This is a genomic window from Peribacillus frigoritolerans, assembly GCF_040250305.1.
Taxonomy (GTDB): domain Bacteria; phylum Bacillota; class Bacilli; order Bacillales; family DSM-1321; genus Peribacillus.
The window spans coordinates 3,424,415-3,444,889 of the sequence record NZ_CP158190.1 but is presented as its reverse complement, the minus strand read 5'-3'; the positions used below and the strand labels follow the sequence as shown (position 1 = coordinate 3,444,889).

Genomic DNA, 20,475 nt, shown 5'->3' with positions numbered 1-20,475 from the left:
AAGGCATGAAGTATGGAGTGGATGCAGAAGTGGCGAAATCAACTGAAGAGTATGTTAGTTTTTTAGAAGGTAAGGGTTTCACTTTTGGTAATGACGCTATTGGTTTTATTTATTTTGGTAAGCGCTACACGGATGCAAGTGATATTTTAGTCAATGCAGCAATAGAATTGACATTGAAGGTACAAAAGAATTTTGATGGCAGCTTCTATATTTCCTTTTTGGAAAACTTAAAACAAAATGGCATTGAAACGCGTAGTGCAGCGGTATCGTTTGCAAAAGAACAGGGGCTGCTAAAATAAATCGGACTTCATAACTTAGAAGTCCGATTTGTTTTATTGGGCTATTTTAAGAAAGCTCCTGTGTCACCTGTTTCTTTTTCTTAACAGGCAGTTCAGCGAATATCATTCCCAAGAAAATGAATGCGCAGCCGATGATGGAGGCGGTAGTCAATTTTTCCCCTATCAATATGTATGAGGATAACGCAGCAAAAACCGGTTCCATTGAAAAGATCAGCGCCACTCTTGTAGGTGTCGTATAGGCTTGGAAGAAGGTTTGAGCGAAAAAGGCGAACGCCGTGGCAAGGGCTGCAGTAACCAATAAAGCAGTCCATACATCCTTCTTTAACATGACCTCTGGGCTGAAGATGACGGAATGATTCTCGTTGAAAATGAAGGCTGAAACAAATGATAATAAAGATACGGTCGAAACCTGAATCAGCGTCAACGGTAAGGCGGGTAGGGTCTTGGCATATCTAGCGGTAGTAATGATCTGCATGGCAAAACTGATTGCGCATAAAAATACCAGTAAATCACCGATATTCAAATTGGAGCGGTCAGCGAAAGTCATTAGATAAAGCCCAATGGTTGCCGCTGCGACACCGATCATTGTATTGCGGGAAAGCCGATGTTTTAAAAGCAGCAAGGAAAAAACAGGTACCATGACGACACTTAATCCTGTAATGAAGCCTGTCTTGGCAGGAGTCGTATAATTCAATCCGATCGTTTGAAGCCCATATCCCAGAAAAAGCCAAACCCCAATATGAAACCCGGCTATGATGAGGCCCTTATTCCAAGTTTTCCCCTTTTTGTGTAAAGTCGATATGTAAGGAATGAGCAAGAAAACGAAGGCCATGAAGAAACGGACGGCATTAAACGTGAATGGGTCAAGAAATGATAGGGCATTTTGAACCATGACAAAAGTGACACCCCAGATGAATACAACGAATAATAACGAAAAATCAGCTGTCTTGTTCATGAATTTCCTCAGCCTTATTCATGCGAATGGCCCGTCTCGCCAATTCATCCGCGGACTTGTTTTCGAGGTTTGGAATCCATTTAATGAAAAATAATTCAAGCTCGTCGGAAAGCTTTAGCGCCCGTTCCAGCAATATCGCATACTTATTTTTTGCAAATCTTTTTTCAATGGCCTGGTTGATGGCTTGGGAGTCAGTACGGAAAGAAACGATTTGATACTTATTGGCTACACAAATTTCCAATGCTTTGATTAAAGCATGGTACTCCGCTTCATGGTTTTCCATATTTCCAAGCGGAAATGAATGCCTCTCGACCACACCGTTATTATTTATGAAAACACCTGCGCCGCTCGGCCCGGGATTGCCCGCACTGGCACCATCAATATACACTTCGATCAATATATGCTCCTCCTCGAGTTTAACTGTCAATATGCCTTAATAAAAAACGTTTCATATAAAATAAGATTGAAACATGAGAATTTCAGGCTGATATGGGAACTATAATTAAAAAGAGTGATTCAAATGCTTACAATATATTATAAAGGGTATGACGAAAAAAAGGTATGAAAATTGTAAGCTGTTCTTCATGAATGGTGAATGGATAAGGAGCTGGAAATCTTTGAAGGTAATTATGCAATGGACATATCATGCTTCAAAAAAACCATCTGCCGATTTCGTTTCGGATTGGCTTGATGCCGGGACTGCACTGGTCATTACGGAAGACCTTGAAAAGGCAGGAAGGCTGAAAGAAGTGGAATTCAAGGATGAATTCGATACAACATGGACGAAGAAAGAGCTAAAGAAACTCCTGACGGAAGTTGAGGAAGAGCCGCAGGATGTGACGGTTTTTTTTGATGGCGGTTTTCAAAAAGGTGAAAAGGTGGCAGGACTCGGTGTAGCGATTTATTTTCGTCAAGGTAAGAAGTTCTGGCGGTTACGCACCAACGTGAAATTGGACCAATTCGAATCCAATAATGAAGCTGAATATGCGGCCTTTCATGAAGCGGTCAAACAGATGGAAGAACTTGGGGTCCACCATCAAAGCTGTGTCTTTAAAGGGGATTCTCTAGTTGTCTTAAATCAACTTTCCGGTGAATGGCCCTGTATGGAAGAAAACTTAAATAAATGGCTGGACCGCATTGAAGCGAAACTGGATAAATTAAAGATCATTCCGGTCTGCAAGCCAATTTCTCGGAAGGAAAATCAGGAAGCTGATCGCCTGGCAACACTTGCACTGCAGGGAAAAGCCATTTTCAGCAAAATAGAGATTGCTGAGCCAAAGGAGCCATAACAACAATGAACAGGAAAAAAATATATGAAGAAGTGGAAGATGTTCTCGCTTCATTTTGTCAGGATTGTTTTTTACGAAAGCATTTTCGAAAAGAGAAGGGGCGTACATATGCCCATCAGTTTTGTATTTCAGAATGTACGGTTGGTGAAAAATTAAAACGGCTGGGCAATGAACTTAGTGACCGAACTTAAGTGCCAAAAATTGTTTACATTAAGACACAATGTCATGAAGGATATGGTATTATAGGTAAAAAATAGAGAAAAGTGTGAGAGCAATGAAAAATAGAAGAGGGAAGCTGATTAATAAAGCGAATCCGCCTCTTACCATACCTGAAATTGATTTCATGATGGAAGAATTGAAAAAAGGTGAATCTACTTTAACTGATGATCATGTACAACCTATAGTAAAGATTCATGAAAGAATCAACAAAGCTTCTATTCAAATCAAAAACATCTTTCAAGATATACGTAAAGAAGGAAAAATACAGCTTGAAAAGGTTGAAGTGATTAAAGCTGAGGTAGCACCTGTCATTGCACAAGCTGCAAAGAACCCTGATGTTTATTACCTTTTCAAAGAGATGCAAGCAAACAACGACTATACGTATAAGCACAATATCGGTGTCGGAATCATTGCCACTTATCTAGGGATGAAGCTTGGATTATCGAAAGAAAACCTTTCAGCACTGACACTGGCAGCCACGCTGCATGACGTTGGTAAAACTAGGATTCCGGATAGTATATTGGAAAAGCCGGGTAGACTGACTGCGGCAGAATATGAAGAAATGAAACGACATGCCATCTATGGTTATGAATTACTTAAAAATATCCCTGGAATCCCATCATCAATTGCATTAACAGCCCTTCAGCACCATGAACGGGAAGATGGGAAAGGCTATCCACTTGGTCTGATGGGGAATGATATCCATCATCATTCGAAAATCGTCGCAATAGCCGATGTATTCCATGCGATGTCTTCAAATCGTGTATATCATCAGGCCATGCCGTTTTATAAGGTGATTGAGCAAATGAACAGCGATATGTTCGGTAAATTCAATCCAGAAATACTGCTGGAGTTTGTAAACCGATTAATGTCCACTTTAGTCGGAAAAGAAGTCGCGCTTACCAATGGACGCATCGGGACGATCATCATGATCAATCCATACGATCCCCTTAAAGTCCTATTGAAAACCAGTTCAGGGATCATGGATTTGCGAATGGAAAAAGAATGGCAGATTGAACGAATCATCGGATAAAAAAGAGCCCGATTATAAAAAATCGGGCTTTTCGTCATTCTGCTTTACTGAATCGAAATAAGTTTTGAGCATCACTTTATTTTCGCTGAAGTCTGCAATCGTATATTGATCAAGGACCTTTAAAAAAGCATCCAAGGCATTATTAAGGACAAATTTCAATGAACAAACGGGAGAAATCACACAGTTATCGTGATCTTTAAAACATTCCACTAAATAAAAATCTTCTTCGGTTCTCCGTACCAGTTCCCCTACATTTATTTCGGCGGGTGATTTTGCAAGCCGGAAACCGCCATTTCTTCCACGTATCGTCTCAATATAGCCTAATTTACCTAGATTATGAACAATCTTCATCAAGTGATTTTTAGACAGTTGATAAACTTCAGATATCTCTTTAATATTTGACAATTTGCTTTGGTCGTGGGAAGCCAGGTAAATCAACACTCTAAGTGAGTAATCGGAATAACTCGTCAACCTCATGTTTATCGCCTCACATTCTATCCCCATTAGACTATATCATAAATGTGAACATTTTATAAACATGAAAACTTATTATTTAAAAAGATGTATAAAAAATATTGCTTTTAATGCATTTAAGTTCTAATATAAACATGTATTTAAAATACTTGTTTATGAAGAGGGGTTTACCTATGCTATCCCAGAAAACTATCGATGTTATCAAATCAACCGTACCCGTATTAGAAGTGCATGGTGCAACTATCACAACTGTATTCTATAAAAATCTTTTTGAAGCACATCCTGAATTGTTAAATGTCTTTAATCACGCCAATCAAAAAAAGGGGCGCCAGCAAACTGCACTTGCCAACACGGTTTTGGCAGCGGCTAAACATATAGATCAACTTGAAACGATCTTACCTGCCGTGAAGCAAATAGCACAAAAACACAGAAGTCTTGCAGTTAAAGCTGAACATTATCCCATTGTTGGAGAATATCTATTAGGTGCAATCAAGGAAGTGTTACAAGATTCGGCTACAGAAGAGATCCTCCAAGCTTGGGGAGAGGCCTATGGAGTCATTGCCGATGTCTTCATTAGCATCGAAAAGGAAATGTACGACGAAGCTTCCAATCAGGTCGGCGGATGGTCTGATTTCAAACGATTCACAGTGGTGGAAAAAGTACGGGAAAGTGACGTAATCACTTCCTTTTATTTAAAGCCAGCAAATGGAGACAAGGTTCCTGCATTTCTTCCAGGACAATATATTACGGTTCGCATCGAGATACCGGGTGAACGTTATTTATTCAACCGTCAGTATAGTTTGTCTGATGTTCCGGGAAAAGATTACTTCCGGATTTCCGTTAAAAAAGAAAAGCCTGGAACCTCTCCTGATGGAAGGGTCTCTAACTACTTGCATGAATCCATTCAGATGGGTGACAGTATTGACGTAACGGCTCCTGCAGGTGATTTCACCATTGATTTGGGAAAACGGACTCCGGCAGTATTCTTGAGCGGAGGCGTTGGCATAACGCCTTTCATGAGTATGGTTCATGCAGTAGCTGAACAAACACCTGAGCGTGATGTCCAATTCATTCACGCATCCGATAAAGGCACTTTACAGCCGTTCAGAACGGAACTGACAGATCTAACGCACAAGCTTGCCAGTTATCATTTATCCTTTGTCTTTAAAAATCCGAGTGAGGATGATAAGAACCTGCCGAATTTTGCAAAGGAAGGGTATGTTGATAAGGAATTATTGAGCAGTATTGTTAAACCTGAAGCTGATTATTATGTGTGCGGCCCTGTGCCTTTCATGAAGTCCATCATCACTTACCTTAAAGAGCTTGGGGTAGAAATGGATAAAATTCACTATGAGTTCTTCGGCCCAGCCATGGCGATATAAGGTTCATTCATAAAAGGAATGTTATTGACATCAAGAAGATAATTTTGCATACTATATTAAAACAATGAACGTTGAGAGAAGATTAGTATGCGAGAATCACTGTGACAGAGAGCGGCGTCAATTGCTGGAAGACCCGCGACAGGAAAGCGCAGAACCTGCTTCTTGAGTCCTATGCAAAACATAGGCGCAAATCCTGGCGTTATCAGGCAAAGTGGAATGCATGAACTTGCATTCAATGAAGGTGGTACCACGGAGAGCAGCCCTTTTCGTCCTTATTTCGAGGATGAAAAGGGCTTTTTTTCATGTCTTAGATATTTATTGGAGGAAGTAATCGATGGAAAAGAAACGCATCGTTGTAAAGATAGGAAGTAGTTCTTTGACCAACACACAAGGTGAAATCGACCAGAATAAATTTTCCGATCATATCCAGGCAGTGGCAGCATTAAGGAAAGCCGGACATGAAGTTGTCCTTGTTTCATCAGGTGCTGTAGCGACAGGTTTTCGCAAGCTTGGCTATCCGACGAGACCTGTCACTCTCAAAGGAAAACAAGCTGCTGCAGCTGTAGGTCAAAGCCTATTGATTCAATCGTATATGGAACAATTAGGGCATTTTGGAATCGTTCCGGCACAGATTTTATTAACAAGGAAAGATTTCTCGAAAAAAGATAGATATAAAAATGCATATGCCACATTGATGGAATTGCTTGAACGCGGCATCCTTCCGATTATAAATGAAAATGATACAGTATCGGTCGAGGAGTTGACTTTTGGTGATAATGATATGCTATCCGCCTTAGTAAGCGGGCTTGTCCACGCGACCAACTTGATCATATTAACGGACATTAATGGGCTTTATGATTCCAATCCACAGACAAATCCAGGGGCTAAACGATTTGAAAAGCTATCCGAAATAACGGAGGATTTATTGCAAATGGCAGAAGGTGCAGGATCCAATGTCGGAACCGGTGGGATGAAATCGAAGCTGATTGCAGCGCAAACTGCATTGTCTCTAGGGGTGAAAGTATTCATCGGTTCTGGTTTGGGAAGTGATAAACTTCTAAAAATCCTTGAAGGCAATGGTGATGGCACGTATATTGGGAATGATGTCTTGACGACGGTAACGAAAAACAAACAATGGATATCCCTTCATTCACAAGTATCCGGGAAAATTTTCGTTGATGAAGGTGCCGAAAGGGCCTTGGTTTCAAATGGCAGCAGTCTGCTGCCAGCTGGAATTTATGAAATTAAAGGAGTCTTCAATAAGGGTGATGTTGTCGAAGTCTTTGGTGCAAATGGGTTATTAGGGCGGGGTGAGGTCCTTTATTCCGACGAAGAATTAAAACAGGCGATGGGAAAGAGGACATCCGAGCTTATAATCACTTCCATAGAAGTTATCCATCGCGATAAATGGGTGAAAGCATAAAAACTCAATTTCAAGAAAAAAGGGGGAATTTAGAAATGAGTGAAGTGACGGCGAAAGGAAAGGCAGCCAAAAAAGCCAGCTATCAGCTAATCGGTTTGAGTACGGAAAAGAAGAATGAGGCACTTGGAAAAATTGCTAAACAACTGATTATTGATAAAGAGTTTTTGATAAAGGAAAACCAAAAGGATCTGGAAGATGGCAGGAAAAAAGGCTTAAGCGAGTCTATACTAGATCGAATTATGCTGAATGTTAACCGTATTGAGGACATGGCAGCGGCCATTATGCTTTTAATCGGTTTAAATGATCCGATTGGGGAACAATTGGAGACGATCGAAAAAGAGAATGGTTTATTGATTAAAAAGCAACGGGTGCCAATCGGGGTAATCGGGATGATTTATGAGGCAAGGCCTAACGTGACCATCGATGCAGCTACATTATCCTTGAAAACGGGGAATGCTGTCCTATTAAGAGGCAGCTCGTCAGCCAAATACTCCAACATGGCACTAGTTTCTTCCATTCATAAAGCATTAGAGAATACGGAAATCCCTGTAGAAGCTGTTCAGTTGATCGAGGATACGAGTCGAGAAACCGCTAAGGAACTTTTTCATCTTAATGAGTATTTAGATGTTTTGATTCCGCGCGGCGGAAAGAATTTAATTGAAACGGTCATTAAGGAGTCAACTGTTCCCGTCCTTGAAACAGGAGCAGGCAATTGCCATATCTTCATCGATCAGACCGCAGATATCACGATGGTCGAGAAAATTGTCTTAAACGGTAAAACTCAGCGTCCATCCGTATGCAATGCTATTGAGGGGCTTCTAATCCATGAAGAATGGTTTAAAGAAAATGGAGTGCGTATTCTGGAACTCCTGGATGAAAAGGGTATTGAATTATATGGAGATGAAGCGGTTTGCAGCGCCTTTCCGAGAGCGAAAACGGCTAAAGAGGAAGATTGGTCAACTGAGTACCTGGCTTTAAAACTCAGCGTGAAAACTGTAAAAGGTGTATCCGATGCCATTGATCACATAAACCAATATGGTTCCAAGCATTCTGAAGCAATCCTAACAAGGGATGAACAAAACGCTTACGCATTTTTGAATAAAGTAGATGCCGCAGCAGTTTATCACAATGCTTCCACCCGTTTTACCGACGGCTTTGAATTCGGTTATGGCGCAGAAATCGGCATTTCCACGCAAAAGCTGCATGCACGTGGACCAATGGGGTTACCGGCCTTAACATCAAGCAAGTACTTCATATACGGCCAGGGGCAAATCCGGGAATGAAATTCATTTCTTTCATGGAAGGTTATTAAAGCTCAATTAAGGGTATTGTACAATACATTACTTTTAAAGGAGCAGATACCATGGACAAGAGGTTTATAGCAATATATGAAAATGAAAATGAAGCGACTTCAGCAGTCAAAAATTTAAAGCAACAAGGATATACATCCGATCAAATATCAGTAGTGGCAAAAAACATCGATAAATTACCAACTGAAGCAGAGGAAGTCAGCCCGGCAAAAACTGATGGATTAGTAGCTGGGGCAGCAGCCGGCGGAGCTGTCGGATTGACAGGCCTGCTTATTGGAATGAGTGCATTGGCCGTACCAGGAATTGGTCCGATATTGGCAGCAGGACCGATTTTCACCACTTTTGGCGGGGCCGCAGCCGGGGCCGCATCGGGTGCAGGCGGATTGAGGAAGCCATTATTGGATCTTGGACTGGAGGAAGCCGAAGTCGATCAATATATGGAGGATATTAAAGCAGGGAAAATCCTTGTCATAGCCGATCCTTTTTAAGTTCGCAAGTAAAACCACCTAGAATGAACAGACTTACGATGTTTGATTTCAACTAAACTCAATAAAAACTCAAAATTAAACAGGTCTTATTTATTGAAAAACCCCGTTCAGGATTTCTTGGACGGGGTAATCTGTTTGTAGGCTAATTTTATTGTCACTCACGATAAAAACAAAAGGAATTCCACATTGGTATGAAGAATTAAAGGAATATAGTCCTATTAGCGTGAAAGGAGGGGAATTATGGTATAAAAGTAGAAGCCGATGCCACTTTAAGAAATTATAGATGATTTTATTCATGATGATTTTCCCCTTGAGAATCATTATACTGATGATAATGTTAAAAAGCGTTTTCCAGTGATGAAAAGCAAGTTTTATTGAGAAGATTTGAATGACCATTTCTGTTGTGATATTTAATACCAATCGAAATCCTTGTGATGAAAAAACCCACGATAACAGGGTTTTTTATTTTTCAAAGTGAAAGATGGAATATCTTAATAAAACGGGGAATTAATCTCAAGCGTACTTAAGGCATTTACTTTTCATATTCCTGCTTTGAATGAAATACTTTGGGGCATTCTTAGCTAACTCGAACTTATCAAGACCTTGTATAACCAGGGCCTTGAGCTTATATCCAATAAACTGAAATGATTCTTGCTGGAGGTGGGTGTTTTGATAAAAATAAAACTCGTTGTTCCTCGAAAAGGGTATATTACGGACGCTTTTGAAAGATTTGAGGAATTCAACAAGTTGGAAGCATCGGAAAACAATGATAACGGTTCGGTTAAGTTTGTATTAGAGGAGGTAGTTGAGGATGCCGATAAGATAGGGAAGCTGAAGCTTGATGCTGATGTAATCATCTCAAGGGGATTAATTACGAAACTTTTAAAAGAAAGCAATGAATTCATTCCAATCGTTGATATACCAGTACAGGGTATTGATCTCATTCGTTCCCTGTATGATTGCAAGGCTCGTTTTGGCAATAAAAAAGTGGCCGTCATAGGTGCGTTAAATATGATTTATGGCGTGGAAAACCTTTCGGATATCGTTGATTTGCCAATTCAGTCCTATATATTAAATGATATCGAGTCCTCAGTCAGTTTAGTGGATTTAGCAGCCAGAGATGGCTGTGAGGTTGTGTTAAGTGGTTTAAGTACCTGTAAATATGCCGAAGAAATAGGGTTGGGAGCCATTCTGGTTGATACTGGAAAGGAATCATTTCGGCAGGCGTTGATTGAGGCGAAACGAGTAGCTCTTGTCAGCAGAAGGGAACAGGAGAAGACCAAGCGTTACCAAACGATTCTTAATTATGCCTATGAAGGGGTTATTGCTATAGATTTAAAGGGACAAATATCCGTATTTAATACGGCGGCTCAGGAGATTTTGTCCATTGCCAAGGGGAGCTTAATTGGAAATTCTATATACGATATAATAAAGCCCGGGAAATTTCGTAATATGCTTTTAAGCAAGGATGAATACGAAAAAGATACGGTTGCTTACCAATCCATTCAATTATCGGTAAAAAAAGTTGGGATATTTTTAAAAGGTAAAAAAGTGGGGGATATGGTCGCCTTTCAAGATGTTACACGCATTCAGGAGATGGAAGGGAAGTTCTTTAGAAAGCTTCATTCACGTGGACATGTGGCGAAGTACACATTTGATGATATATTGTATCGGAGTTCGGAAATCAAGAGGACGATTGAAACGGCTCAACGTTATAGTGAAGTAGATTCAAACATTCTTATAATTGGAGAAACTGGAACGGGCAAGGAAATATTCGCCCAAAGCATACATAATCATAGCAACCGTAAAAATAACCCGTTTGTAGCCATTAATTGCGCAGCCCTTCCGGAAAATTTATTGGAAAGTGAGCTTTTCGGATATGCAGAGGGAGCTTTCACGGGAGCCATGAAAGGCGGAAAGCAAGGATTTTTTGAACTGGCCCATAGAGGTACGATTTTTTTAGATGAAATAGGAGAAATCTCCCCAAAAATGCAAAGCCGGCTGCTACGTGTCCTGCAGGAGCGGGAAATCATGCGCATCGGTGATGATAAAGTAATTCCGGTCGATGTGAGAATTGTGTCGGCAACGAACAAAAACCTCATGCAAATGGTAAAAAGTAATGACTTTCGGGAGGATCTGTATTATCGCTTGAGTGTGCTGGACCTTGTATTGCCTCCGCTTCGGGAACGCAGAGAAGATATTCCGTTATTGGTGAATGCTTTTATTCGGAAAGGTCATTCAGATCAAAAACAAATCAAGATTACGGATAGTGCCATGAAAAAGCTGAGTGAAGGGAATTGGGAAGGGAATATTCGCCAATTGCAAAATTTTTGCGAGCGATTATGTGCTCTTTATAAGAACAAATTAATTGATGTGTACGATATCGAAATGTATTTTCCGAATAGAAGTAAAAAGAAAATACCGCTGTCGCAACAAGACGGAGAGAGCGATATGTCACCTGGAATACATTTATCCGAGCGTGAAAGAATTGTTCAAACGTTAATAAAGGTGAATTTTAATAAAGGAAAAGCTGCCTTTGAGTTAGGCATGAGTCGCACGACATTATGGAGAAAGATAAAAAACTTGAATATTGAAACAAATTGAAACGTAGTGAAACACATTAATTCATTATGAAACAATTTGTTTACTTTATTTATGTCTTAATATGAGAACTAATTGGCTTCTTTCTTGAATAAACGGATGTTTTTTATGTTGGCACAATAATTGTATATAAACAATGGAGTAGGAAAGATTTTTCCTTCAAGGTTAACATGAAAGGTTGGTGGGAATGTGAGTCATTTAGTGTATATTCCTCAAGATATTGAGAAAGAGGGGAAAAGTTATTTAGTAGAAAAAGGCTTTAAGATTAAAGTAGGGTCTGATCTGTCGCAAGAAATTCTTATGGAAGAAATCAAGGGATGTGATGCAGTATTAACGAGATCAACGGCTGTAATAAATAGAGAAGTTATTACAGCAGCTGAAAACCTCAAAGTAATAGCTAAGTATGGAGTGGGCTTGGACAATATCGATATCGAAGCCGCTACAGAGCGTGGCATTTATGTAACAAATACCCCAGAGGCGAATGCGAATTCTGTAGCTGAACATGTAATGGCATTAATTTTATCATTGTCCAAAAACTTAAACTTGGCTGATAAAGAGCTGCGCAGCGGGAATTTTGCTATCCGTAATCAACTTTTTGGCATGGACTTGGAAGGCAAGACTTTGGGGATTATTGGACTGGGTAGAATCGGTAGAATACTGGCAAAAAAGGCTTCCGAAGGCTTCGATATGAAAGTGATTGGCTACGACCCCTATGTTACAGCCAACCCGAATTCTGAGTTGGAGATAGCAACAGATTTAGAAAGGGTATTCAGGTATTCTGATGTTATTAGTCTACATCTGCCGTTAACGAAAACAACAAAAGGAATAATAGGAAGCCGTGAGTTTTCCTGGATGAAACCTTCCTCCTTTTTTGTAAACGCTTCCAGGGGCGGTGTGGTGAAGGAAAGTGATTTAGTAAACGCTTTGCAAGCGGGTGAGATTGCCGGCGCTGGAATAGATGTTTTTGAAGTTGAACCTCCTGATAAATGGAATCCCCTTTTTAAATTGGATAATGTGATTGTCAGCCCTCATAATGCGGCATTGACGAAGGAAGGTTCGATACGCATGGCTATACATGCAGCAACGCAAGTGGAACAAGTTCTTACTGGCGTGAAACCGAACTGGGCTGTAAATGAGCCCTTAACTAAAGGGGTGTCAATGTAATAATACAGCAATAATTATCTGTTTTTTCTGAAAAATGAGGTTTGAAAAATTCGAGTTTGGCATTTGTTGATAAGGATGGTGAACAAATGAAGAAAATAATCTATGTGATAAGTGCAATACCGGCACTTGGCTCGCTTGTGGTTATCAATCGAATTGAACCTTATGTGTTAGGGATGCCATTTGTTCTTTTTTGGGCCATATTATGGGTCTGTCTTACATCGGTTTTTTTGATAATTGCTAATAAACTTGATCCTGCAACCGAGGAGGAAGAAGACTGATGAATGAAGCCCTGCTTGTTATCCTTTTCTTTCTGGTTCTGTGTATTTGGTTAGGGCTTCAAGCTCGAAAAGGTAAAAATATGAGTTTGGAACAATGGGCTATAGGCGGAAGAGGCTTCGGCAGCTTTTTGCTCTTCTTCTTGATAGCAGGTGAAATGTTTACGACCTATACGTTTTTGGGCGCGAGCGGAGGAGCTTATAGATCGGGTATGCCTCCTGCCTTATATGCTTTCAATTGCTTCTATTTTGTAATCGCATATTGGCTGTTGCCGCCTATTTGGAGGTATGCCAAAAAAAATAATGTCATTTCTCAATCTGATTTTTATGACAAAAAGTACAACAGCCCGGCTTTAGGTGTTCTTGTGGCGGTAATTAGCGTCATTTCAATTATTCCATATCTGATCATGCAGTTGAAAGGGTTAGGTATTATCGTATCGGAAACCTCCTATGGGTCCATCTCTCCAAATGTGGCTATAGTTGTTGGTGTAATTGCGATCACAATTTATGTAACTGCCTCTGGGATGCATGGAGTAGCGTGGACCGCGGTCATTAAAGATATCATGATTCTGGCAGTTGTCGTCTTTATGGGGATTTATTTTCCACTTCATTATTACGGTGGTTTACAGCCGATGTTTGAAGCAATCAATACAGCAAAACAAGGTTTATTGATATTCCCGGAACAAGGTTTGAGTATCTCTTGGTTTATTTCAGCTACGATCATGACAGCACTGGCATTCTATATGTTTCCTCATATGTTAGCGGGTGTGTTCTCTGCAAAAAGTCCCAAATCACTCCGTTGGAATGCTGGGATTATGCCAATTTATCAAGTAATCATCATTTTTTCGTTATTTATTGGTTTTTCTGCGATTCTCCAAGTTCCGAATTTACAGGGAGCAGAAGCAGACTTAGCTTTATTTAAAATGGCGAAGATGTCATTTGATCCCTGGTTTGTCGGAGTTATTGGAGCATCAGGGGCGATGGCAGCCCTTATACCCAGTTCACTAGTGTTGACAGCTACGGCCACGATCCTTTCAAAAAATGTATATAAGGTGTGGAAGCCGAATACATCAGATGAACAGCTTCAAAGATTGAGCAGGATGTTAGTACCTGTCATTTCTATAGTGACTCTATATTTTACGTTCAATGGCGGGGAGTCGATTTTCACGTTATATCTTATGGCATATAGCTTCATGGCACAGTTGTTTCCAGCACTATTTTTCAGTCTGTGGAAAAAGAATCCTGTTACCGTTCAAGGAGCTTTTGCCGGAATGATCGTTGGAATCCTAATTGTCATATACTCGACTACTTCAGGTACGACGCTTGCTACTTTATTTCCATCTCTACCGCAAGGAATACAAGATCTTGATGTGGGGTTAGCTGTATTATTCATCAATATTGCAGTAACTTTGGGAGTGAGTGCCGTTACTAGAAAAACTTCAATTCGGATGGAAGAGAAAAAACAAGTTTCCGGAATGGAAAAACTTATTAAATGATAGTGGGAATGAGTTCAATATTAATATAATCATAAATTACGAGAACAAAAACACGTACTTGAAAGCGGGAGGCTTGATTATGAAAGTCAGTGGAGGAAAAGCAGTCGTAGAAGTAATGGCTAAAGAAGGGGTAAAAAAAGCTTTTTGTGTACCAGGTGAAAGTTATCTTAGTGTAATGGATGCGCTATATCAACATCCTGAAATAGAACTTATTTCCGCCAGGCATGAAGGAGGTGCCTCTTTTATGGCGGAAGGGTATGCCAAGGCTTCAGGGGAGGTAGGAGTTTGTATGGCAACCCGTGGAGTGGGGGCTACAAACTTAGCTATCGGCATTCATACTGCTGCTCAGGATTCAACCCCTTTGGTTGCGCTTATTGGCCAAGTCGAACGCCCTTTTAAAGAGAAGGAAGCCTTTCAGGAAGTGAATTTGACGGGTTTTTTCAGTCATTTATGTAAATGGACGGTAGAGATCGATCGTGTGGAAAGAATCCCGGAATTATTGCAACGGGCTTTCCATATTGCGCGATCGGGTCGTCCGGGCCCTGTATTAGTGGCTTTGCCGCATGACATGTTAGAAGATGAGGCAGAGTTGAACATTAATCCTTCTTATCGCCCGCTTCCTCCTCAACCACATATGGAAGATGTGAAGCAGGCGATGGATACAATACGAAACGCGGAGCGCCCCGTATTGATTGCAGGAGGAGGTGTGATTCATGCTAAGGCCAACAGGCTGCTTGTACAATTTGTGGAGACAATGAAACTTCCTGTCGTTACAGCTTTCCGTCGATTTGACGCGTTTCCGAACTCACACCCTAGCTATGCAGGATGGCTTGGGTTTGGGACACCTCAATATTTACTTGATGCAATCCGTGATGCAGATGTAGTTTTGGCATTAGGGACACGATTCTCTCAAGTAGGAACCCAAGATTACACCTTGCTTTCTAAAAATACAAAACTGATCCATGTGGATATTTGTCCAGAAATTTTTGGTAAAGTGTATGCTCCTTCCCTTGCCATTGAAGCAGATGCCAAGAGCTTCTTGGAACAAGCACTACAAGCACCAGAATCAGGATCTTTTATTTCATGCGAGGATCATTTGAAGGGATTGCACGATAAATATATGGAATTTTCTGAACCAAAGGCCGACTATACAGAAGATTTCGTGGATATGGACGGATTGATGCATGATCTGGCCGTCGGTCTGCCGAAGGATACCATCATTACAAATGATGCAGGAAACTTTTTTGGGTGGCTATCCAGATATTATCGTTTTGAACAAGAAAACACATACGTGGGGCCAACGTCGGGTGCGATGGGATATGGACTGCCTGCTGCTATTGGGGCAAAGCTGGCGCAGCCTCACAAACATGTTGTTTCTATTTCAGGAGACGGCGGCTTTATGATGACTCTCCAAGAGATTGAAACCGCTGTACGGTATAAAATTCCGACTATATCAATTGTTGTGAACAACAATATTTACGGAACAATTCGTGTACATCAAGAAAGGCATTTTCCAAATCGGGTCGTTGGAACTGACTTGTCTAATCCTGATTTTGCCGAATTGGCGCGCTTATTTGGAGCACATGGTGAAAAGGTTGAAAAAAATAGTGATTTTGCGCCAGCGCTGCAAAGGGCGATTGCTTCAGGGCTGCCTGCTGTAATCGAAGTTGCAGTAAATCCAAAGATTCTATCTGTAGGCCAAGACAAGAAGGAAGTCCACGAAAAGCTAGTGTCGAACAATTAACATTGGAAGTTAGCAGGAACCAATAAAAAGAAAGTATTTAAGGGAGGTTTCATAGTTGTTAAAACCATATTTAGTTGTGGAATGGAATGATACGGAAACAGATGCTAAAGGCTGGCTGGTCGTCCATAACTTTGTCAAAGGTTACACAGGCGGCGGTACTAGAATGCACCCAACGGTTACAAGAGAAGAGGTCGAGAGGTTGGCCGAAGCTATGGCTTATAAGTATGTAGCCTGTGAGTCTGGGACTACTGGCGGTTGTAAAGCGGGCATTGCCTATGATTATAAAGCGCCAGACGCATATGCAGTGTTAAGAAGATTTTTGATTGCGATGATGCCTTATATAGATATAGGGGTATCGTTAGGCAGTGATTTAGGTACCAAATATGAAGATGTGCTCAAAATATTTAATGAATTTGGCATTGATATCCCCCTAACGAAATCAATGAAGCAGAATCCGAATGTTCTGCAAGGGATAAAAGACTTCGATGAACTGTTGACGACAAAAATCGACGGGTTGTTTTTAAACGATGTCGTAACAGGCTATGGTGTGGCTTTTTCCGCAGATGAGGCATGGAAATTTAAAAGCGGAAAAGGTGGAGCGAAAGTTGTCATTCAAGGATTCGGCTGTGTAGGGGCAAGCTGCGCATTGAAAATGTCCCAGTTAGGTTATAAAGTTGTGGGAATTTCCGATGCAGCCCTTTTGGTTACATGTGAAGAAGGATTGGATGTCCAAAAGCTTATTGATCATAAGAATATGTACGGGGAAATGGATAAAGCCTTTTTTGAACCGCATTATGATGTAAGGCCAAACACGGAATGGCTCGACATAGATTGCGACATTTTAATTCCGTCCGCATTGGAGGATGTCATCCACATATCCAATGCCAAAAGCGTAAAAGCGAGCTTGATCGTTGAGGCGGCGAACATTCCCCTTTCTCCCGAGGGAGACGAAATCATAAAACAGAGAGGAATAGATGTTGTCAATGATTTCGTTGCCAACCTTGGGGCGATAAGATTTTATGATGTGGTTATTTTCGGATTAGTTAAACCAAATCCACAAGCTGTCGTTGATGATATAGAAAAACTATGCAGGAAAAATACGTTTCATTTGTTTACACAAGCAAAAAAACAAAAAAAATATCAAAGAGAAGTAGCTTATGAAATATTTAAACCGACAATCAGCGACCTTCCAGAATATACAGTGCCTTCCGAAGCGTTATCGTGAAACTCTCGTTAACTTGTGTTAATCGTAAAAGTGTTCAGGCAGTTTATCGATCAGGAACGGGGGGAATTCATGCAAACGGAACATGAAAATCAGCCAAAAGAATTACAGCGTTCAATGAAGAGTAGACATTTATTCATGCTCTCCTTAGGTGGGGTAATTGGAACAGGTCTTTTCCTGGGCTCAGGATATGCAATCGGTGAAGCTGGACCCTTAGGAGCGATCGTTGCCTATTTGGTCGGTGGTTTATTAATGTACTTGGCGATGATTTGTCTCGGTGAATTATCGGTAGTGATGCCGGTATCCGGATCCTTTCAGGTCCATGCAACGAAATTTATCGGTCCCGCCACTGGATTTGTCATTGGCTGGATTTACTGGCTGAGCTGGGCACTTTACGTAGGCCTGGAATTTGTAGCGGCCGGTTTGCTCATGACTAGATGGTTTCCCGATATACCAGTATGGATATGGTGTGTGATATTTACAATACTTTTATTCACTATAAATGCATTAACGACGAGAAGTTTCGCTGAGACAGAGTATTGGTTCTCCGGGATTAAAGTACTTGCCGTCATTCTATTCATAATTATCGGTGCTGCAGCGATGTTTGGATTGATTCATATGGAGGATGCACAACCTGCCCCATTCTTTTCCAATTTTATAGGAGATGGACTATTCCCTACAGGATTCACGGGTGTGTTTATATCGATGATGACAGTCGTATATGCTTTCCAGGGATCGGAAATCATGGGTGTTGCAGCAGGAGAGACGGAAAACCCGCAAAAAAGCATTCCGAGAGCGATTCGAAATATCGTAATACGTGTGCTGCTTTTCTATGTACTGGCAATCTTTGTTCTGTCGGCCATCGTCCCGTGGCAAGAAGTTGGGGTATTGGAAAGCCCATTTGTTACCGTGTTTGAAATGGTAGGCATTCCTTATGCAGCTGACATTATGAATTTCGTAATTTTGACGGCGGTCCTCTCTGTAGGAAACACGGGTCTGTTTGCTTGTACAAGGATCCTTTTCTCCCTTTCTCAAAACGGTATGGCGCATTCTGCATTTGGAAAGCTCAATCGGCGCGGTGTACCTATGAACGCCTTACTCGTCACCATGGTCTTTGCCTTGCTGTCTTTACTTACTAGTGTAGTAGCGGAAGAAACGTTATTCGTTGTGCTACTTTCCATAAGCGGGGTTGGAGGGGTGCTTACTTGGATGGCGATTGCGTTCGCACAGTACAGATTCCGTAAGCAGTATATCAGAGCAGGCGGAAAGGTTGAAAATCTGAAGTTTAGAGTACCTTTTTTCCCGTTTGCCCCGATTCTCTGCATCATTATGTGTCTTGGTATTTTCGTGTTCACCGCTTATGATCCGACACAGCGCACTTCGTTGTATTGGGGGTTAGGTTTCGTCGTTGCTTGCTATATATTTTACTATTTCAGATATGCGAGAAGGAAAGTGGAGGTGCCAGCCTTAACAAATGATCAGCCCAATGATTTTGTTCAATAGTGATTATTCTTAATGTGCCCGACAAAAGAAAACGTTTGGGTATGCAGGAATCGCTGAAGTATCCATTTAGAAGTTTCCGGTATAAGCAAACCTATTATTTAAAATTAGAAAAATAGAATACGGAGGAAATCGTATGCGTTACTTAAATTATATTAATGGAAAATGGAAAGAACCCACTACAGGGGAGTATAAGGAAAATCTTAGTCCCCATAATGGAGAAAATTTAGGAGAATTTCCATCAAGTGCTGTGGTTGATTTACATGATGCAGTGGCAGCCGCAAAAAATTCATTTCCTGACTGGAAAAAGCTGTCGTTTCAGCAACGGGCTTCATACTTGCAGAAAGCAGCTGATATTTTAAAAAAGAATATTCAGGAAGTAGGTCAAGATTTGATAAAGGAAGAAGGGAAAACATTCTTGGAAGGGATGGGGGAAGCCAATCGTGCCGCCAGCATACTTGAATATTATGCTGCTGAAGCCCGGCAGCCAATCGGGGAAGTAATTCCTTCAGCAAATGCCAATACATTTTTATACACTATCCGCACCCCGCTAGGTCCGGTGGGGTTGATTACACCATGGAACTTTCCTATCGCCATCCCTGTATGGAAATTGGCGCCGGCCCTGATTTACGGGAATACAGTCGTGATTAAGCCGGCTGATTTTACACCTAAGTCGGTCTATCATGTGATGAAAGCATTTGATGAGGCGGGTCTTCCGCCTGGTGTCATCAATTGTGTATTCGGAAGGGGTTCCGTCATTGGTGCTGCATTAGTGGAACATCCGGATGTGAAGGCCATATCTTTTACAGGCTCGAATCAAGTAGGTCAACAAATTCAAAAACAAGCCATTGAACATGGAAAGAAAGTGCAAGCGGAAATGGGAGGGAAAAACCCGCTCGTCGTCCTCGCCGATGCTGATCTTGAAAAAGCAGTGGAAATAGCTATAGGCGGAGCTTTTAAATCCACAGGGCAAAAATGCACAGCCACTAGCAGGGTGATTGTCGAAGAAGGAATTTATGAAGTATTCCGGGAACGGCTTGTCGCGCGTACGAAAGAATTAAAAGTGGGCGACCCGCTCAAAGAAGAATCATATATCGGTCCCGCTGTTTCTAGATCACAACGCGATGGCGTGCTTGAAATGATCGATGTTGGGAAATCAGAAGCTACGCTGTTGTGTGGAGGGGAGATTCCGGCAGAAGAGGAATTGGCGAACGGTTTTTATGTCCGGCCGGCTATCTTTGAAAATGTTCCACAACATGCCCGCATTGCACGTGAAGAAATCTTCGGACCAGTCATCGCCCTTTTTAAGGCCGGAAATTATGAGGAAGCAGTTAAGATGGCAAATGATACAGAGTATGGATTGAGCGCATCAATTTGTACAAACAATTTAACGTTGGCTCAACGGTTTATTGAAGATGTGGAGGTGGGTCTTGTTCATGTCAATTCGGAAACAGCAGGAACCGAACCGCAAATGCCATTTGGCGGATGTAAAAATTCAAGTGCAGGCAGCCGTGAACAAGGGAAGAGTGCCGTTGAATTCTATACTGAGGTCAAGACAGTCTATATGGATCGGGTATAACTAAAATGGTACCAAGCATTTT

The 20,475-nt window shown here is 41.2% G+C and carries 19 protein-coding genes; 16 read left to right on the top strand and 3 right to left on the bottom strand.

Translation table 11 applies throughout. From position 1 onward, the window contains the following. Nucleotides 1-5 precede the first annotated feature (5 nt). On the top strand, nucleotides 6-299 hold the full coding sequence (locus ABOA58_RS16825) for a DUF6123 family protein (RefSeq protein WP_048688421.1): 294 nt from the start codon (nucleotides 6-8) through the stop codon (nucleotides 297-299). Between the two features lie 46 nt (nucleotides 300-345). On the opposite strand, the gene ABOA58_RS16820 is transcribed toward ABOA58_RS16825, so the two are convergent. Both ABOA58_RS16820 and ABOA58_RS16815 read right to left on the bottom strand, forming a co-directional pair. After that, nucleotides 346-1,254 (bottom strand): DMT family transporter, encoded by a 909-nt coding sequence (locus ABOA58_RS16820; RefSeq protein ID WP_350299307.1) that lies wholly within the window; start codon nucleotides 1,252-1,254, stop codon nucleotides 346-348. Beyond that, a complete protein-coding gene (locus ABOA58_RS16815) occupies nucleotides 1,238-1,651 on the bottom strand; it encodes a reverse transcriptase-like protein (RefSeq protein ID WP_350299306.1) in 414 nt (137 codons plus the stop codon). Before ABOA58_RS16815 ends, ABOA58_RS16820 begins: the two co-directional genes overlap by 17 nt. Nucleotides 1,652-1,871: 220 nt before the next feature. Between ABOA58_RS16815 and ABOA58_RS16810 the strand changes: the two genes are divergently transcribed. The 3 genes from ABOA58_RS16810 to ABOA58_RS16800 all read left to right on the top strand — a co-directional run bounded on the left by ABOA58_RS16810 (nucleotide 1,872) and on the right by ABOA58_RS16800 (nucleotide 3,795). Beyond that, complete coding sequence (locus ABOA58_RS16810; RefSeq protein WP_350299305.1) at nucleotides 1,872-2,543, top strand: ribonuclease H family protein; 672 nt, start codon at nucleotides 1,872-1,874, stop codon at nucleotides 2,541-2,543. Nucleotides 2,544-2,548: 5 nt separating this feature from the next. Next, nucleotides 2,549-2,734: a zinc-finger domain-containing protein gene (locus ABOA58_RS16805; protein ID WP_101222353.1), complete on the top strand. Its 186-nt coding sequence runs from the start codon at nucleotides 2,549-2,551 to the stop codon at nucleotides 2,732-2,734. A gap of 83 nt (nucleotides 2,735-2,817) precedes the next feature. Next, nucleotides 2,818-3,795: an HD-GYP domain-containing protein gene (locus ABOA58_RS16800; RefSeq protein ID WP_350299304.1), complete on the top strand. Its 978-nt coding sequence runs from the start codon at nucleotides 2,818-2,820 to the stop codon at nucleotides 3,793-3,795. Nucleotides 3,796-3,807: 12 nt separating this feature from the next. On the opposite strand, the gene ABOA58_RS16795 is transcribed toward ABOA58_RS16800, so the two are convergent. Next, nucleotides 3,808-4,272 carry an RrF2 family transcriptional regulator gene (locus ABOA58_RS16795; RefSeq protein WP_350299303.1) on the bottom strand — a complete coding sequence of 155 codons (465 nt, stop codon included), beginning with the start codon at nucleotides 4,270-4,272 and terminating at the stop codon, nucleotides 3,808-3,810. Nucleotides 4,273-4,442: 170 nt separating this feature from the next. Between ABOA58_RS16795 and hmpA the strand changes: the two genes are divergently transcribed. From hmpA to ABOA58_RS16735, 12 genes are all read left to right on the top strand, one after another. Then, nucleotides 4,443-5,651: an NO-inducible flavohemoprotein gene (gene hmpA, locus ABOA58_RS16790; protein ID WP_350299302.1), complete on the top strand. Its 1,209-nt coding sequence runs from the start codon at nucleotides 4,443-4,445 to the stop codon at nucleotides 5,649-5,651. 334 nt (nucleotides 5,652-5,985) lie between these two features. Continuing rightward, nucleotides 5,986-7,074 carry a glutamate 5-kinase gene (gene proB / locus ABOA58_RS16785; protein ID WP_350299301.1) on the top strand — a complete coding sequence of 363 codons (1,089 nt, stop codon included), beginning with the start codon at nucleotides 5,986-5,988 and terminating at the stop codon, nucleotides 7,072-7,074. Nucleotides 7,075-7,109: 35 nt separating this feature from the next. Beyond that, nucleotides 7,110-8,357, top strand: a complete 1,248-nt coding sequence (locus tag ABOA58_RS16780) for a glutamate-5-semialdehyde dehydrogenase (protein WP_350299300.1) — start codon at nucleotides 7,110-7,112, stop codon at nucleotides 8,355-8,357. Nucleotides 8,358-8,437: 80 nt separating this feature from the next. Continuing rightward, nucleotides 8,438-8,872 (top strand): general stress protein, encoded by a 435-nt coding sequence (locus ABOA58_RS16775; RefSeq protein ID WP_350299299.1) that lies wholly within the window; start codon nucleotides 8,438-8,440, stop codon nucleotides 8,870-8,872. 669 nt (nucleotides 8,873-9,541) lie between these two features. Beyond that, on the top strand, nucleotides 9,542-11,476 hold the full coding sequence (locus ABOA58_RS16770) for a sigma 54-interacting transcriptional regulator (RefSeq protein ID WP_350299298.1): 1,935 nt from the start codon (nucleotides 9,542-9,544) through the stop codon (nucleotides 11,474-11,476). 186 nt (nucleotides 11,477-11,662) lie between these two features. Further along, nucleotides 11,663-12,637 (top strand): hydroxyacid dehydrogenase, encoded by a 975-nt coding sequence (locus tag ABOA58_RS16765; protein ID WP_350299297.1) that lies wholly within the window; start codon nucleotides 11,663-11,665, stop codon nucleotides 12,635-12,637. An 86-nt stretch (nucleotides 12,638-12,723) separates the two neighbouring features. After that, a complete protein-coding gene (locus tag ABOA58_RS16760) occupies nucleotides 12,724-12,915 on the top strand; it encodes a DUF3311 domain-containing protein (RefSeq protein ID WP_034307824.1) in 192 nt (63 codons plus the stop codon). Further along, entirely contained in the window at nucleotides 12,915-14,408 is a 1,494-nt protein-coding gene (locus ABOA58_RS16755) for a sodium:solute symporter family protein (RefSeq protein ID WP_350299296.1), read from the top strand. Before ABOA58_RS16760 ends, ABOA58_RS16755 begins: the two co-directional genes overlap by 1 nt. A gap of 79 nt (nucleotides 14,409-14,487) precedes the next feature. Further along, nucleotides 14,488-16,152, top strand: a complete 1,665-nt coding sequence (locus ABOA58_RS16750) for a thiamine pyrophosphate-dependent enzyme (RefSeq protein ID WP_350299295.1) — start codon at nucleotides 14,488-14,490, stop codon at nucleotides 16,150-16,152. Between the two features lie 55 nt (nucleotides 16,153-16,207). After that, on the top strand, nucleotides 16,208-17,377 hold the full coding sequence (locus ABOA58_RS16745; RefSeq protein WP_350299294.1) for a Glu/Leu/Phe/Val family dehydrogenase: 1,170 nt from the start codon (nucleotides 16,208-16,210) through the stop codon (nucleotides 17,375-17,377). 69 nt (nucleotides 17,378-17,446) lie between these two features. Beyond that, nucleotides 17,447-18,877 (top strand): amino acid permease, encoded by a 1,431-nt coding sequence (locus tag ABOA58_RS16740; RefSeq protein WP_350299293.1) that lies wholly within the window; start codon nucleotides 17,447-17,449, stop codon nucleotides 18,875-18,877. 133 nt (nucleotides 18,878-19,010) lie between these two features. Beyond that, nucleotides 19,011-20,453 (top strand): aldehyde dehydrogenase family protein, encoded by a 1,443-nt coding sequence (locus tag ABOA58_RS16735; RefSeq protein ID WP_350299292.1) that lies wholly within the window; start codon nucleotides 19,011-19,013, stop codon nucleotides 20,451-20,453. The last annotated feature ends 22 nt before the right edge of the window (nucleotides 20,454-20,475 follow it).